Below are 13,713 nucleotides of genomic sequence, written 5' to 3' on the forward strand. Positions count from 1 at the left end.
CCGCAGCCGACGACGTCCGCACCCGCATCCACCCCACCCCCAAACCCAGGGAGCATCATGCCCACCGCCAAGGAGCAGACCACCGCCAAGATCCCGCAGCGGGTGATCTGGCTGGCACTCGCAGGCGCGGTGGGCGGATTCCTGTTCGGCTTCGACTCCTCCGTGGTGAACGGTGCAGTGGATGCCATCAAGGACGAGTTCGCGCTCTCCGAGGCCGTGACCGGCTTCGCCGTGGCCATCGCCCTGCTGGGCTGCGCGGCCGGCGCGTTCCTCGCCGGCAAAGTCGCCGACCGCTACGGCCGCATCCCCGCCATGAAGCTCGGCGCGTTGCTGTTCCTGGTCAGCGCCATCGGAACCGGCTTCGCCTTCGGCGTCTGGGACCTGATCTTCTGGCGCCTGGTGGGCGGCCTGGGCATCGGCCTGGCCTCGGTGATCGCACCAGCCTACATTTCCGAGATTTCCCCGCGGCAGGTCCGTGGCCGGCTGGCGTCGCTGCAGCAACTGGCCATCACCACCGGTATCTTTGCCGCACTCCTGTCCGACGCGCTCTTCGCCACCACCGCCGGCGGCGCGGACCAGGCCTTCTGGCTCGGACTGGAAGCCTGGCGCTGGATGTTCCTCGCCGCAGCGGTTCCCGCCGTGGTTTACGGCTGGATCGCCTACACCCTCCCGGAATCCCCGCGGTTCCTGGTGTTCCAGGGCAAGGAAGACGAAGCCCGCAAGGTGTTCGACTCCATCGCCGCGTCCGAGGACACCGACCGGCACATCCGCGAGATCCAGGACGCCATCGAAGAGGACAAGCTGTCCGGCCAGAAAGGCTCGCTCCGCGGCAAGACGTTCGGCCTGCAGGCGGTGGTCTGGGTGGGCATCATCCTCTCCGTCCTGCAGCAGTTCGTGGGCATCAACGTGATCTTCTACTACTCCACCACTCTGTGGAAGGCCGTCGGGTTCCAGGAGAAGGACTCGCTCACCATCTCCGTGGCAACATCCATCACCAACATCCTGGTGACGCTGGTGGCCATCGCGCTGGTGGACCGGATCGGCCGCCGCCCCATCCTCCTGGCCGGCTCCATCGGCATGGCGGTATCACTGGGCACCATGGCGCTGGCGTTCTCCGCCGCAGCGGGATCAGGCTCCGGGATCTCCCTGCCCGGCGCCTGGGGTCCGGTGGCCCTCGTGGCGGCAAACATCTTTGTGGTCAGCTTCGGCGCGTCCTGGGGACCGCTGGTCTGGGTCCTCCTGGGCGAGATCTTCCCGTCCCGGATCCGCGCCCGAGCCCTGGGCCTGGCCGCAGCCGCACAGTGGGTGGCCAACTTTGCCATCACGCTCAGCTTCCCGGTGATGGCCGCAGCTTCCCTGCCCCTGACCTACGCCATGTACGCGCTGTTCGCCGCGGCGTCGTTCTTCTTTGTGATGTTCAAGGTGCCGGAGACCAACGGCATGTCCCTGGAGCAGGCGGAGACGCTGTTTGTGCCCAAGGGATCCGCCAAGGGCTGATGCTCCCGGGCCGGGCTGTCAGAGCGTGAGCTTCATGCCCTCGTGGCTCGCGTTAAAGCCCAGCCGCTCGTAAAACCTGTGGGCCGCCGTGCGTGACTTGTGCGTGGTCAGCTGCATCAGCGTGCAGCCGCGGCGCCTGGACTCGTCAATCGCCCACTGCACCAGCAGGTTTCCCATGCCTTGGCCGCGAAGGCTGCCCGCCACGCGGACCGCCTCAATCTGCGAGCGCCATGAGCCCTGCCGCGAAATGCCGGGCAGGAAACTCAGCTGGAAGGTAGCCACCACGGTGCAGTCAGCTGCCCCAGCCGGCGCGTACTCCCCCACCACGAGCAAATGGGACGGGTCGGCGTCGATCGCTTCGAAAGCCCGCTCGTACGGCGCCATCTCGTGGCCCATTTCGCGGCTGGCGCCCAGGGAATCGTCGGCCAGCAGCGCCACGATGGCGGGCAGGTCCGCGGACACGGCGTGCCTGAGGCGGAAGGTCCCGCCGTCGACGTCGGCGGTCAGCAGGGGGGTCGGGGCGCCGGGGTTCGTGGTCATCTCCCCAGCATTCCACAGGGCCAGCGCGCCTATCGTTCAGACGCTCTCTCACTTTCGGTGCCTTAAACGCCAACGCTCTCTCATCCATGTGAGAGAGAGTTGGCCAAAAACCCGCAGGAAGTGAGAGGGGGTCAGGCCGGGGCCTTCGCACCTTCCGCCTGGCGCTCCTCCACCAGCGTGGACACGGCCGCGAACAGCGGGTGCTCCGGAGCGAGCCCCGTGATCCTGGCCGTGGCGTCTGCCGCCGATGAGGACGCCAGGATCTGCGCGAGCTCGGTGGACTCGGCGTCGGCGGGGTCGGTGAAGCGCAGGGCCGCGGCGATGGCACCCAGGAGCGCCTCGGGCACGATCCCGCGTTCGGCCAGTTCAGCCGCGGGGCCGATGAACCGTTCATGCCGGCTGAGCTTGCGCATCGGGGCGCGGCCCACCCGGTTCACGGTGTCCGGCAGGTGCGGGTTGGAGAACCGGACCAGGATCTTCTGGACGTAGGCTTCCTGCTCGTCGTTGTTGAAGCCGTGCTTGGCCACGAGAAGCTGCTTGGTTTCCTCCAGGACCGCGCGGACGTCTTCCGCGACGTCCTGGTCGGCCATGGCATCGGAGATCTTCTCCAGGCCGGCCTCGAACCCGAAGTACGCAGCGGAGGCGTGCCCGGTATTCACGGTGAAGAGCTTCCGCTCGATGTAGGGCGAGAGCTCGTCCACAAACGTTGCGCCCGGGATGACCGGCGCAGCATCGCCAAATGCCGTCCGATCGATGACCCACTCGTAGAACGTCTCCACGGTGACGTCCAGGCCCTGGCCCGGCGCCTGGTTGGGCACGATCCGGTCCACGGCGGTGTTCGCAAACACCGCGGCGTCGTCCAGGGAGCCGGCGGCTTCGTCCCAGAGCGCGGCGACTTCGGCCCGCAGGATGTCCGTGGCGTTGATGGCGTTCTCGCAAGCCATCACCTGCAGCGGCGCCAGCCCGGCGGCCCGCGCCGCGATGCCCTTGGTGATGGCGGGCGCCACGAACTTCAGGATGTGCGGCCCCACGGCGGTGGTGACGATATCCGCCGTCGCGATTTCCCGCACCAGCTCAGCTTCCTGCGTGCCGGAGTTCAGCGCCCGGAAGTTGTCCACCGTCCGGACGGTGGGGCTCTCCCCTACCTCGTGGACGTTGTAGCTGTCTGCTGCCGCCAACTGGTCGATGAGCGCCTCCGCGACATCCGCGAAGACCACCTCATAACCGGCCTGGTGCAGCAGCAGCCCAACAAAGCCTCGGCCGATGTTCCCCGCTCCGAAATGTACCGCTTTCACTATGCGTTCACCTTTCCGAACAGCTCCAGGACTTCCTCAACGGACGTCGCCGCTTCCAGCTGGGCCACCTGGGCCTTGTTGGTGAAGACCTTCGCGATGGAGGACAGGATGTGCAGGTGTTCGTTATTGATGCCGGCCACGCCCACCACGAACTTGACCTGCTTGCCGTTCCAGTCGATGCCGTCCGGGTAGCGGATCACGGACACCGCGGACTTCAGGATGTGGTCCTTGGCGGCGTTGGTGCCGTGCGGGATGGCCAGGAAGCTGCCCATGTAGGTGGACACGGATTCCTCGCGCTCGTGCATGGCCGCGAGGTAGCCCTCGTCCACGGCGCCGCGGGCCAGGAGGAGCTGGCCGGCTTCGTCGATGGCGGCATCGCGGGTGGTGGCGGTGCCGTTGAGGATGACGCTGTCGGCCACGAGGATGTCCGACGGCGCCGCCGTCTCCGCAGCCTCGGCTGGTGCCGTACCGCTGCCGGCGGCGGGTGCCGAATCCACCGGGGTACTGGCAACGTGCGCGCCGTGGCCGGCGGCAGTTGCGGCGCCGGCGGTACCGGCTGTAGCACCGGCGTCGGGCGTTGCGCCTTCAGTATTGTGCTCCTTGACCAGCTCCACAATCTCGTCGTACCGCGGGCTGTTCATGAAGTTATCCACCGAGAAGTGCGCGGCGCTGGACGTGACGGGCTTGGCGCGTTCGGTCAGGTCCTGGTGGGTGATCACAACATCGTAGGTGTCACTGAGGTTGGCGATCGCCGCATTGGTGACCTTGACGTCTGGGAAGCCGGCAGCCTTGATCTTGTTCCGCAGCACCGAGGCGCCCATGGCACTGGAGCCCATGCCGGCGTCGCAGGCGAACACGATGTTCTTGATGGGGCCGGCGAGGACAGCTGTGCCCACGCCTGCACCGGCGCCGGTCAGCACTGAGGAGACGGAGCTCTTTTTGCCCTTCATCGCTTCCATCTTGGACGTGGCGTCGTTCAGGTCCACCTCGTCGCTGTGCTTGGTGGTTTTCAGGATCACCGAGGCCACCAGGAACGATACCGTGGTGGCGAGCACCACCGCGAGGATCACTCCGACGTAGCTGTCACGGGAGGTCTGGGCGAACACGGCAATGATCGAGCCAGGCGCCGCCGGAGCGACGAGTCCGGAGTTGGTGATGGCCAGGGTGGCAATGCCGGTCATGCCGCCGGCGATCGCGGCCAGGATCAGCAGCGGGCGCATCAGGACGTACGGGAAGTAGATTTCGTGGATGCCGCCGAGGAAGTGGATGATCGCTGCGCCGGAGGCCGAACCCTTGGCAAGGCCCTTCCCGAAGAACATGTAGGCCAGCAGGATCCCCATGCCGGGACCGGGGTTGGCTTCGAGCAGGAACAGGATCGACTTGCCCTGCTCCAGCGACTGCTGGATGCCCAGCGGGGTCAGCACGCCGTGGTTGATGGCGTTGTTCAGGAACAGCACCTTGGCGGGCTCGATGAAAATGCTGGTGAGCGGCAGCAGGCCGTTGTTGACCAGGAACTGGACCACGTTGCCGGCTCCGGTGCTGAAGGCCTGAACCAGCGGCGAGATGCCGTAGAAGCCCAGCATCGCCAGCAGCGCGCCCCAGATACCGGCCGAGAAGTTGTTGACCAGCATCTCGAAGCCCGGGCGGATCTTGCCCTCCCACAGGAGGTCGATCTTCTTCATGGTCCAGCCGCCCAAGGGGCCCATGATCATGGCGCCGATGAACATCGGGATGCCGGCGCCCACAATGACGCCCATGGTGCCAATGGCTCCCACCACGCCGCCGCGGACGTCGTAGACCATCCGGCCGCCGGTGTAGGCGATCAGGAGCGGCAGCAGGTAGGTGATCATGGGGCCAACCAGGCCCACATTGGGTGCTCCTTCGGCGTTGGTGCCGAAGCCGCCCAAGGCCGGGACCGGGATCCAGCCCTTCTCAATGAAGAGGGCGGTGATGAGCCCCCACGCGATGAACGCGCCAATGTTGGGCATGATCATGCCGGACAGGAACGTCCCGAACTTCTGGACGCCGACCCGCAGGCTGGTGCGGGGTTTCGCAACTGTCTCTGTTGCCATGTGCTTTCCTAACCGTCATTCCTGCTGCAGCGCAGGATGGGTCCGATACTTACGACGACGTGCTGCTCGAGATTCGGTGAAGCCATTCGAGGAACAGTTTGAGTTCCGAGGTTGAGAGCTGGTCTGAGTGCGATGCCTGAAGCGCGGCATTCAGGGCAATCGCTGCCACCACCACCGAGGACTTTCCGGAGTCTTCCGGCGCGGCCCCTTCGGCTTGTGCCGCAGACACCGCAAAGATCATGGCGTCCCGGGTCATGATGGACAGTTCAAGGTTCCGTTCGGCGGCGGGTTCCGCAATCAGCATCAGGGTCACACCCACGTTGGCGGCCAGGATGGACCTGGCTGCTTCGCGCGGCTGGACGTCCAGCTGGCTCGCGGCCGCTGCCTTGTTCAGCATCTCCTCCATCAGCGCCTCGGCATCGGCAACGATGGCGGGGCGGCTTTCCGGGCGGATATTGCCGAACATCACCAGGTACAGTTCCGGCTGCTTGAGCCCGAACTGGACATGGTTATCCCACATCCGCCGGATATCCTCCAGCGGGTTTCCGGACGGGGCGAAGTCCCTCTCGCCCGCAACGTACTCCTCAAAACCTGCGGCGACGACGGCGTCGAAAAGACCTTCCTTGTCACCGAAGTGGTGGTACAGGGTGGGCGCCGTAACCCCTGCCAGCTGCGTGATCTGGCGGGTGGACACGGATGCTCCCGCGGATTTTGCCAGCAACTCGGCCGCTGCACGCAGCAGACGCATTTTGGGGGGAAGCTGGCCATCCAAACTCATAGCCGCTACCCTATCACCTATAGCATTGCTATATGAACTGAATCACATACAATTTTTTCAGGCACGTTTCCGCCCTCGCACACAGTGGTCGCGGCGGCCCCGGCATGGCGCCGGGATAAACCTAGGCGGGCCTGGCTACCGGCAGAGAACGAGGACCTTCAGTGCAGACCTTCCCAGGAGTTGGCGTCAGCCCCGGCCGCATCATCGGAACCGTCCGGCAGATGCCCAAACCGATCAGCGAACCCCCCGCAGGCGAGCAGCTGGCCGGCGGCACGTCAGCCGAAGAAGCCATCGCCGGGCTCAAGGCGGCAGCGGCCGCCGTCCATGACGAGCTCAAAGCCCGCGCGGAAACCGCCAGTGGAGACGGTAAGGCCGTCCTGGAGGCCACGGCGTTGATGGCCAAGGACACCATGCTCCTGAAGAACGCCGCCAAGCTGATCGCCCGCGGCACCTCGGCGCAGCGCGCCATCTGGGAGGCCGGCGCCTCGGTCTCCGAAATGCTGCACAACCTCGGTGGCTACATGGCCGAACGCGCCACGGACGTCCTGGACGTCCGTGCCCGCATCGTGGCTGAGCTTCGGGGCGTGCCCGCCCCGGGCATCCCTTCCTCCTCCACGCCGTTCATCCTCGTGGCAGAGGACCTGGCACCCGCGGACACAGCCACGCTGGACCCCGAAAAGGTGCTGGCCCTCGTCACAGCCGGCGGCGGACCGCAGTCCCACACCGCCATCATTGCCCGCTCCCTCGGCCTGCCCGCCGTCGTCGCCGCCGCAGGCGTGGACGAACTGGCCGACAGCACCGAGGTGTTTGTGGACGGCGCGGCAGGCTCCATCACCGTGGACCCGGATGACGCCCAGCGCGCCGCAGCCGAGGCCTGGGCAACCAACGCGTCCCTGCTGGCCGTGTTTGAAGGCAACGGCACGACGGCGGATGGGCACCTGGTGCCACTCCTCGCCAATGTGGGCGGCGGCAAGGATGCCGTGGCCGCTGCCGGCCTCAACGCGCAGGGCGTGGGGCTCTTCCGCACGGAATTCTGCTTCCTGGAGCGCGATACCGAACCGTCTGTGGAAGAGCAGGCAGCAGCGTACAAGAGCGTGTTTGACGCCTTCCCCGGCAAGAAGGTTGTCCTGCGCACGCTCGATGCCGGTGCCGACAAGCCGCTGCCGTTCCTCACCGACGCCACCGAGCCCAACCCGGCCCTCGGCGTCCGGGGCTACCGCACCGACTTCACCACGCCGGGTGTTCTGGAGCGCCAGCTGCAGGCGATCGCCCTCGCGGAGAAGGACTCGGAGGCTGACGTCTGGGTCATGGCCCCGATGATTTCCACCGCGGAGGAGGCCGCCCATTTCGCCTCGATGTGCACCGCTGCCGGGATCACCAACCCGGGCGTCATGGTGGAGGTGCCGTCCGCAGCCCTGACCGCAGAATCCATCCTGCGCGAGGTGGGCTTCGCCAGTCTGGGCACCAACGACCTCACCCAGTACGCCATGGCGGCGGACCGCCAGCTGGGCCCGCTCGCCAACCTGAACACCCCGTGGCAGCCTGCCGTGCTGCGCCTGGTGGGATTGACGGTGGAAGGTTCCCGCGCGGAAGGCCACAACAAACCCGTGGGGGTCTGCGGTGAGGCGGCCGCTGACCCGGCCCTCGCCGTCGTACTTACCGGGCTTGGCGTCACCACCCTGTCCATGACCGCGCGGTCCCTTGCCGCCGTGGCCGCGGTGCTGAAGACCGTCACGCTGGCTGAGGCGCAGCAGCTGGCCAAGCTGGCCCTGTCCGCGCCCAGCGCCACCGAAGCCAAGGCCTGGGTGCGGGAAAAACTGCCCGTCCTCGAAGAACTCGGCCTCTGAGCACACGCCTCTGACTAACCGCCCGCCGCTCTAGCCAGACACCAAGAAGCACCCACCAGGAGGAACAATGCCCGAACGCATCGCCACCATCGCCAGCCGCTCCGGCCTGCACGCGCGCCCCGCCGCACTGTTTGCGGAAGCCGCCGGAGACGTGGGAGTGGAGGTCACCATTGCCATGCAGGGCGACCCGGAGGACGACGCGCTGGACGCTTCGAGCATCCTGTCGCTGATGACCCTGGGCGCCGCCAAGGGCGATGTTGTAGTGCTCCGCGCTGAAGGTGACGGCGCCGACGCGGCACTGGATTCGCTGGTCAAGCTCCTGGAAACGGACCTCGACGCCGAATAGCTTCTGCTTCGCCGTTTCGATGGTTCCCTGCCGGATCGACGCTCGCAAACAACTGGTGGGCAGGGAACCGTTGAAACGGGCGACGCCCAGGGCTCCCCCGAGAGTAGGTTCAGGGTATGAACGAGCGTGCCGTCCCCATCCTGCCGTGCCGCCGCCTGGACGACGTGGCGCCGTTCTACGAAGCGCTCGGCTTCCAGGTCACGTCCGGCAGGAACGGCCGAATCCCTACATGTGCTTCACGCGTGGCGGTATCGACCTGCACTTTTTCGGGGTGGAAAGCTTCGAGCCCGAAAATTCGCTGGGCAGCGTGATCCTGCTGGTGCCGGACACCGGCCTGCTCTTCGACGAGTTCGCCGCGGGGCTGCGGGCCGCCTACGGAAAGTTGCCGATCTCTTGAATTCCGCGGATCACCCGCCCGCGCCGCAAGCAGGGCACCACGGCCGGCTTTTCGGTGGTGGATCCGGGCGGCAACTGGCTGCGGGTGAGCGCACTCGGTGATTCCGAGAATGCCCCTGATGCCTCCGGGTCGGCTGGGGCTTCCGGGTCGGTGTCCGCTCCGGCGGAGCGGCTCGACCGGGTCCTGTTGAACGCGGCGCGGCAGGGCGACGCGCATGGCAGCGAGGCGACCGCAATCTCCGTGATCGAGGCTGGGCTCCAGCGGCATCCGGAGGCGACGGACGCCGAGAAGCTGCCGCTGCTGGTGTACCTCGCCGAGCTGCATGAGCGGACCGGCAACCACTCGCTGGCCCCGTCTGTGCTGGACAGCGTCGGCGCCCTGGAACTCGACGCCGAGGCGCGGCAGGCGCTTGCAGCTGAGTTGGCGAATGCAGACGAGCTCCGCCGCGGACTCAAAACGTGAGATCTAGGCTTTTCGAAAGCCCGAAAGCCCGCCGAGACCTCACTCCTGAAAGTGCCTGCCGTGGCTGGAGTGCGGCGCGGGCGTCGGATTCTGCTCCATCATTCGCGCGTTCCGGAGAAGCGGCCGCGCCATTCCGGGGCCTGCCTTCGCGTGGATCGGAATGATTGAGCAGAATCCTCCGGAAGCGCGGGCGTGGGCGGGGGTCTGGGCTAGGCGAGGCCCGGATCGGATCGGATCAAGCCAGGAGGTGCTCGGGTTAGGCTTCTGGCATGGCACTCATAGCTCCACGCGTCACGGCTGGCCTGCCCGCCGACGACGCCCTGAACCTCGCGCGTTCCCTCCGGGACAGCAACGACATTACGGTCTTTGTGGACGGCACCGTCCACCGCCTCCCGGGTGAAGCGAGGGACGCCGTCGTGGACCTGCTCGCTCGGCTGAGCCGCGGCGAAGCGGTGACCGTCAGCAGCGTTGAGGAAATGCTCACCACCTCACAGGCTGCCGAACTCGCCGGGATTTCCCACACGTACCTGCGCAACATGACCGATCGCGGCGAGATCCCCGTGGAATACCGTGGCACGCACCGCCGGATCAGGCTGGCGGCCATCATGGCCTGGCTGGACCGGCAGAAGAAGCTTGAACAGCAAGAGCAGCCAGAGCAGGCCTAGCTCCGGCGTGAGCTGGCTCAGACGTGGGCGGGTCCCGGGCGTTGGGTCCCCGGGCGTTGGGTCCCGGCGCGCGAGCTAGATCCGCGGGCGCGCCGCCCAGCGCCGCATTTTCAGTGCCGCATGGAGTTCCAGCCGGGGCATCCCCTTCAGCGGGTCCACGCCCAGGAGCTGCCGGATGCGGCCCAGCCGGTTGTAGACGCTGCTGCGGTGCAGGTGGAGTTTGGTGGCCACGTCCTGGACTGAGCCGTCGTTGTCATAAATGAGCTCAAGTACGGGGAGAAGCTCATCATTGCGGTCGTGGTCCTCCAGCATCCGCACAAAAACGGACCCGGAGTCAGCCCAGGCGCCGGCTCCACCGCCCGCCGATGCGAGCAGTTGGTACACCCCGGTGGCACGGCAGTCCACCAGTTCGCCGAGCTGGGGGTCCACAGCTGCCGCCTGCGCCGCCATCCTGGACTGCCGGTAGGCCTCGGCAAGCTCGCGTGGCTTGGCAAAACCCTCGCTGATGCCCAGGATGATGCGGTGCACGGGCCGGCCCGAGCGTTTGGCCAGCTCCAGCTGGTAGTGGACCAGCACCTGGGCATGGTTGGCCCGGCCCACAGACTCACGGAACAGCACCACCGAATGGGTATCCGTGCCGGCGCTGAACAGCGCCACGTCCACTCCCACGGTGGCCTGCAGGGCGGCCGACCGGTGGATCAACGTGGAGGCGATGGGGTCCGGCCCGCCGGCCCAGCCATCAGCGTCGAGCACCGTGACCATCTGCCACGGCCCTTTGCCTTGGATTTCCTTCCAGCCTGCCACAGCGGCCACTGCGTTGGCCTCGCCGGAACAGGCGGCCAGGAACTCGCGTTCGCGGCCCCGCCGGAACTCGGACTCGGCAGTGTTGGAGTCCAGCAGCAGGGCGGAAAGCAGCTCGATCTCAGGGGTCACGTCCGGCAACTGGGAGAGGATCGCCGTCGGGCTTTCCTCTGCCGAGTCCTGCTGCACCCAGAGGTAGCCGACGCGGAAACCGCGCACCATCAGGGGAACACACACCCGGCCCAGCATCCCCAGCTCCTGGTTGGCCGGAATCGCTACCGGGCGGACGGCCGTAGCGATGCCGTGGGAAAGCTGCCAGGCGCTGACATCGGCCGGGACCCGCTTGCTCAACAGGAAGTTCACCCGGACCCGGTCCGCATGGGACTGGTTGGAACTATAAGCGAGCAGCAGGCCGTCCAGGTCCTCCAGCGACAGTCCCCGCCCAAGCTTCTGCGCCACCTGCTCCACCAGTTGTTCCACGTCCTGCTGCATGGGGTAACCCTACTGCTCCGGCAGGCATCCGGGCGAACGAACAGCAGGCGACACCTGACGCCTTCACGCTGAACATTTGTCGACCCATGGAAGCAAAAATTACCGGAATGACGCGGATCTCGCACGCCCCGGACCCTGCTTTCCTGTCAGTTGGGTCACAACCGGATTTATTCTGGAATCACAACTTCCCCCGCAATTTCGGGCCTACCTGGCCTGAGAATATGGAGCCACAAATGATCATCGGTGTCCCCAAAGAGATCAAGAACAACGAATTCCGCGTCGCCATCACCGCTGCTGGCGTTCACGAGTTCCGCACCCACGGCCACACGGTCCTGGTGGAACGCGGCGCAGGCTTGGGCTCAGGGATCACGGACGAGGAATACGCGATCGCCGGCGCCGAAATCGTTACCGAGGCCGATGACGTCTGGGCCCGCGCCGACATGGTCATGAAGGTCAAGGAACCCATCAAGGCCGAGTACCACCGCTTCCGCAAGGGCCTGATCCTCTTCACCTACCTCCACCTCGCCGCCGAGCCGGAACTGACGCAGGCGCTCATCAACTCCGGCGTCACCGCCATCGCGTACGAGACCGTGCAGGAAGGCCGAACGCTGCCGCTGCTGGCCCCCATGTCCGAGGTTGCCGGGCGACTGTCCGTGCAGGTGGGCGCCACCTCGCTGATGGCTCCGGCCGGCGGCAAGGGCGTGTTGCTCGGCGGTGTACCGGGCGTCCGCCCCGCCAAGGTGGTTGTCCTGGGCGCCGGTGTTGCCGGCACCAACGCCGCAGCGATGGCCCTGGGCCTCGGTGCCGACGTGACCATCCTGGACATCAACATCAACCGCCTGCGCGAACTGGATGCCCAGTACCAGGGCCGACTCAAGACGGTTGCCTCCAACTCCTACGAGATCGAGAAGTCCGTCGTCGACGCCGACCTCGTCATCGGCTCCGTGCTGATCCCGGGCGCCAAGGCACCCAAGCTGGTCACCAACGAGCTCGTCTCCCGGATGAAGCCCGGCTCCGTGCTCGTGGACATCGCGGTGGACCAGGGCGGCTGCTTCGAGGACACGCACCCCACCACACACCAGGAACCGACGTACAAGGTCCACAACACGATCTTCTACTGCGTTGCCAACATGCCGGGCGCCGTCCCGAACACCTCCACCTACGCGCTGACCAACGTCACCCTGCGCTACGCCGTGGCCCTGGCCAACCTGGGCGTCAAGGCCGCATTCGACCGCGACCCGTCCCTCGCCGCAGGCCTGAACATCGCCGGTGGCAAGGTTGCTCACCGCTCGGTCTCCGAGGCGCACAACCTGCCCCTCGTTTCGGACTGGCACGAACTGGTTTGTGCCTAGAACCCCCATCGATTGCTCCACAAGCGCCCTTATGGGGACTCAAAACGGCGCTTGTGGAGCAGTCGATTGAACTTAAACCAACTTTCGGGCTGATTCGATAATCTTCAGCACCTCGACTGCGTCTGCCGGGTCCACCGGGAGGGGCAGCGCAGAGGCGGTTCCGCCGTCGAGGATCTTGTCCGCCAGCAGCGTGTAGAACTCAGGGTAGGCACCGCGCTCCGTGGGCAGGGCATCGAGATGGCCGTCGCGGCCCAGGGATCCGGCCCATTTCGGCGCCTCCACACCGTATTCCGCGTCCAGAGGGCTGCCGCCGGCAACGATGTAGGGCTCCTGCGGGTCGATCCCGTGCTTGGTGAAGGCGCCTGTGGATCCGAGGATGCGGAACCGCGGGCCCTGCTGGGCGCAGAGCATGTTCATGCTCAGGTGGCTGGTCACCCCGGACTCGTGGTTGAGCACCAGGAAAACGTCATCGTCCACCTTCTCGTGCGGACGCCGCGCCTGCAGTTCCGCGTGGGCCACGGCGGCCGGTCCGAACAGCAACAGCGCCTGGTCGATGAGGTGCGTTCCGAGGTCGAACAGCACGCCACCGCCATCCGCTGCCGTGGCGCTGGCTTTCCATGCCTTGGAGATGTCCGGGGACCAGCGTTCGAAACTGGATTCAAAGCGGGTCACGCTGCCCAGCGATTCGCCGGCCAGCAGCTTCCGGGCCGTGAGGAAATCGCCGTCCCAGCGCCGGTTCTGGAACACGGTGAGAACGCGGCCCAGCCGCTCCGCGAGGGCGATCAGTTCCTGCCCCTCGCCACTGCTGACGGCGAAAGGCTTGTCCACCACAACGTCGAGCCCCGCCTCCAGGGCAGCCTTCGCCAGCGGAAAGTGGGTGGCCGGCGGGGTCCCCAGCACCACAAGGTCAAGGTCCCCGGCCAGCGCAAGGACAGCGTCGCCGTCGGGCACTGTATTGACCCCCGGGTACCGCTGCGTCGCGGCAGCCTGCCTGCCGGCGTCGGACGTGGCGATGACGTCCACCGAGTAGCGGGGATCCGCTGCGATGAGCGGCGCGTGGAAAACGCTCCCTGAGAGTCCATAGCCGACGACGGCGGTGCGGATAGTGCGTTCAGCTTCAGTCGCGGTCATAGGCAAAACCGTACCCCAACGCTCTCGCAGTTAATCTG

Annotated in this window: 11 protein-coding genes and 1 pseudogene; 6 read left to right on the forward strand and 6 right to left on the reverse strand. The window is 66.5% G+C overall.

What is annotated here, in order from left to right; genetic code table 11:
- Nucleotides 1-57 precede the first annotated feature (57 nt).
- Complete coding sequence (locus NG696_RS03275; RefSeq protein WP_252574012.1) at nt 58-1,497, forward strand: sugar porter family MFS transporter; 1,440 nt, start codon at nt 58-60, stop codon at nt 1,495-1,497.
- Between the two features lie 18 nt (nt 1,498-1,515).
- Here the strand turns inward: NG696_RS03275 and NG696_RS03280 are convergent, their stop codons facing one another.
- From NG696_RS03280 to NG696_RS03295, 4 genes are all read right to left on the reverse strand, one after another.
- Complete coding sequence (locus tag NG696_RS03280; RefSeq protein ID WP_252564496.1) at nt 1,516-2,037, reverse strand: GNAT family N-acetyltransferase; 522 nt, start codon at nt 2,035-2,037, stop codon at nt 1,516-1,518.
- Between the two features lie 131 nt (nt 2,038-2,168).
- Nucleotides 2,169-3,332: a mannitol-1-phosphate 5-dehydrogenase gene (locus NG696_RS03285; protein ID WP_252574013.1), complete on the reverse strand. Its 1,164-nt coding sequence runs from the start codon at nt 3,330-3,332 to the stop codon at nt 2,169-2,171.
- A complete protein-coding gene (locus tag NG696_RS03290) occupies nt 3,332-5,404 on the reverse strand; it encodes a PTS mannitol transporter subunit IICBA (protein ID WP_252564499.1) in 2,073 nt (690 codons plus the stop codon). Before NG696_RS03290 ends, NG696_RS03285 begins: the two co-directional genes overlap by 1 nt.
- 49 nt (nt 5,405-5,453) lie before the next feature.
- The gene (locus NG696_RS03295; RefSeq protein ID WP_252574015.1) at nt 5,454-6,182 is read right to left on the reverse strand and encodes a TetR/AcrR family transcriptional regulator; all 729 of its coding nucleotides are present in this window, start codon (nt 6,180-6,182) and stop codon (nt 5,454-5,456) included.
- A 161-nt stretch (nt 6,183-6,343) separates the two neighbouring features.
- On the opposite strand from NG696_RS03295, the gene ptsP reads away from it, so the two are divergent.
- The 4 genes and pseudogenes from ptsP (at nt 6,344) to NG696_RS03320 (ending at nt 9,899) form a co-directional block, all read left to right on the forward strand.
- Nucleotides 6,344-8,029, forward strand: coding sequence for a phosphoenolpyruvate--protein phosphotransferase (gene ptsP, locus NG696_RS03300; protein WP_252574017.1), 1,686 nt, complete (start codon nt 6,344-6,346; stop codon nt 8,027-8,029).
- Nucleotides 8,030-8,096: 67 nt separating this feature from the next.
- Entirely contained in the window at nt 8,097-8,375 is a 279-nt protein-coding gene (locus NG696_RS03305; protein WP_056341927.1) for an HPr family phosphocarrier protein, read from the forward strand.
- A gap of 116 nt (nt 8,376-8,491) precedes the next feature.
- Nucleotides 8,492-9,234: pseudogene (locus tag NG696_RS21215) on the forward strand (DUF8817 family protein).
- A 269-nt stretch (nt 9,235-9,503) separates the two neighbouring features.
- Nucleotides 9,504-9,899 (forward strand): helix-turn-helix domain-containing protein, encoded by a 396-nt coding sequence (locus NG696_RS03320; protein WP_252574025.1) that lies wholly within the window; start codon nt 9,504-9,506, stop codon nt 9,897-9,899.
- 75 nt (nt 9,900-9,974) lie between these two features.
- On the opposite strand, the gene NG696_RS03325 is transcribed toward NG696_RS03320, so the two are convergent.
- Nucleotides 9,975-11,192: a PucR family transcriptional regulator gene (locus tag NG696_RS03325; protein WP_252564511.1), complete on the reverse strand. Its 1,218-nt coding sequence runs from the start codon at nt 11,190-11,192 to the stop codon at nt 9,975-9,977.
- Between the two features lie 233 nt (nt 11,193-11,425).
- Here NG696_RS03325 and ald point away from each other — a divergent pair, with 233 nt between their 5' ends.
- Nucleotides 11,426-12,544 (forward strand): alanine dehydrogenase, encoded by a 1,119-nt coding sequence (gene ald, locus NG696_RS03330; protein WP_252574028.1) that lies wholly within the window; start codon nt 11,426-11,428, stop codon nt 12,542-12,544.
- 72 nt (nt 12,545-12,616) lie between these two features.
- On the opposite strand, the gene NG696_RS03335 is transcribed toward ald, so the two are convergent.
- Nucleotides 12,617-13,675: a Gfo/Idh/MocA family protein gene (locus NG696_RS03335; protein ID WP_252574030.1), complete on the reverse strand. Its 1,059-nt coding sequence runs from the start codon at nt 13,673-13,675 to the stop codon at nt 12,617-12,619.
- Nucleotides 13,676-13,713: the final 38 nt, after the last annotated feature.

The organism is Pseudarthrobacter cellobiosi (assembly GCF_023913755.1).
In the GTDB taxonomy this organism is placed as follows: domain Bacteria; phylum Actinomycetota; class Actinomycetes; order Actinomycetales; family Micrococcaceae; genus Arthrobacter; species Arthrobacter cellobiosi.

Bases quoted from the DNA above. Each gene is read 5' to 3' on its own strand.
- NG696_RS03275 (WP_252574012.1), top strand. From the start codon at position 58: ATGCCCACCGCCAAGGAGCAGACCACCGCCAAGATCCCGCAGCGGGTG.
- NG696_RS03280 (WP_252564496.1), bottom strand. From the start codon at position 2,037: ATGACCACGAACCCCGGCGCCCCGACCCCCCTGCTGACCGCCGACGTC.
- NG696_RS03290 (WP_252564499.1), bottom strand. From the start codon at position 5,404: ATGGCAACAGAGACAGTTGCGAAACCCCGCACCAGCCTGCGGGTCGGC.
- NG696_RS03295 (WP_252574015.1), bottom strand. From the start codon at position 6,182: ATGAGTTTGGATGGCCAGCTTCCCCCCAAAATGCGTCTGCTGCGTGCA.
- NG696_RS03305 (WP_056341927.1), top strand. From the start codon at position 8,097: ATGCCCGAACGCATCGCCACCATCGCCAGCCGCTCCGGCCTGCACGCG.
- NG696_RS03320 (WP_252574025.1), top strand. From the start codon at position 9,504: ATGGCACTCATAGCTCCACGCGTCACGGCTGGCCTGCCCGCCGACGAC.
- NG696_RS03325 (WP_252564511.1), bottom strand. From the start codon at position 11,192: ATGCAGCAGGACGTGGAACAACTGGTGGAGCAGGTGGCGCAGAAGCTT.
- ald (WP_252574028.1), top strand. From the start codon at position 11,426: ATGATCATCGGTGTCCCCAAAGAGATCAAGAACAACGAATTCCGCGTC.
- NG696_RS03335 (WP_252574030.1), bottom strand. From the start codon at position 13,675: ATGACCGCGACTGAAGCTGAACGCACTATCCGCACCGCCGTCGTCGGC.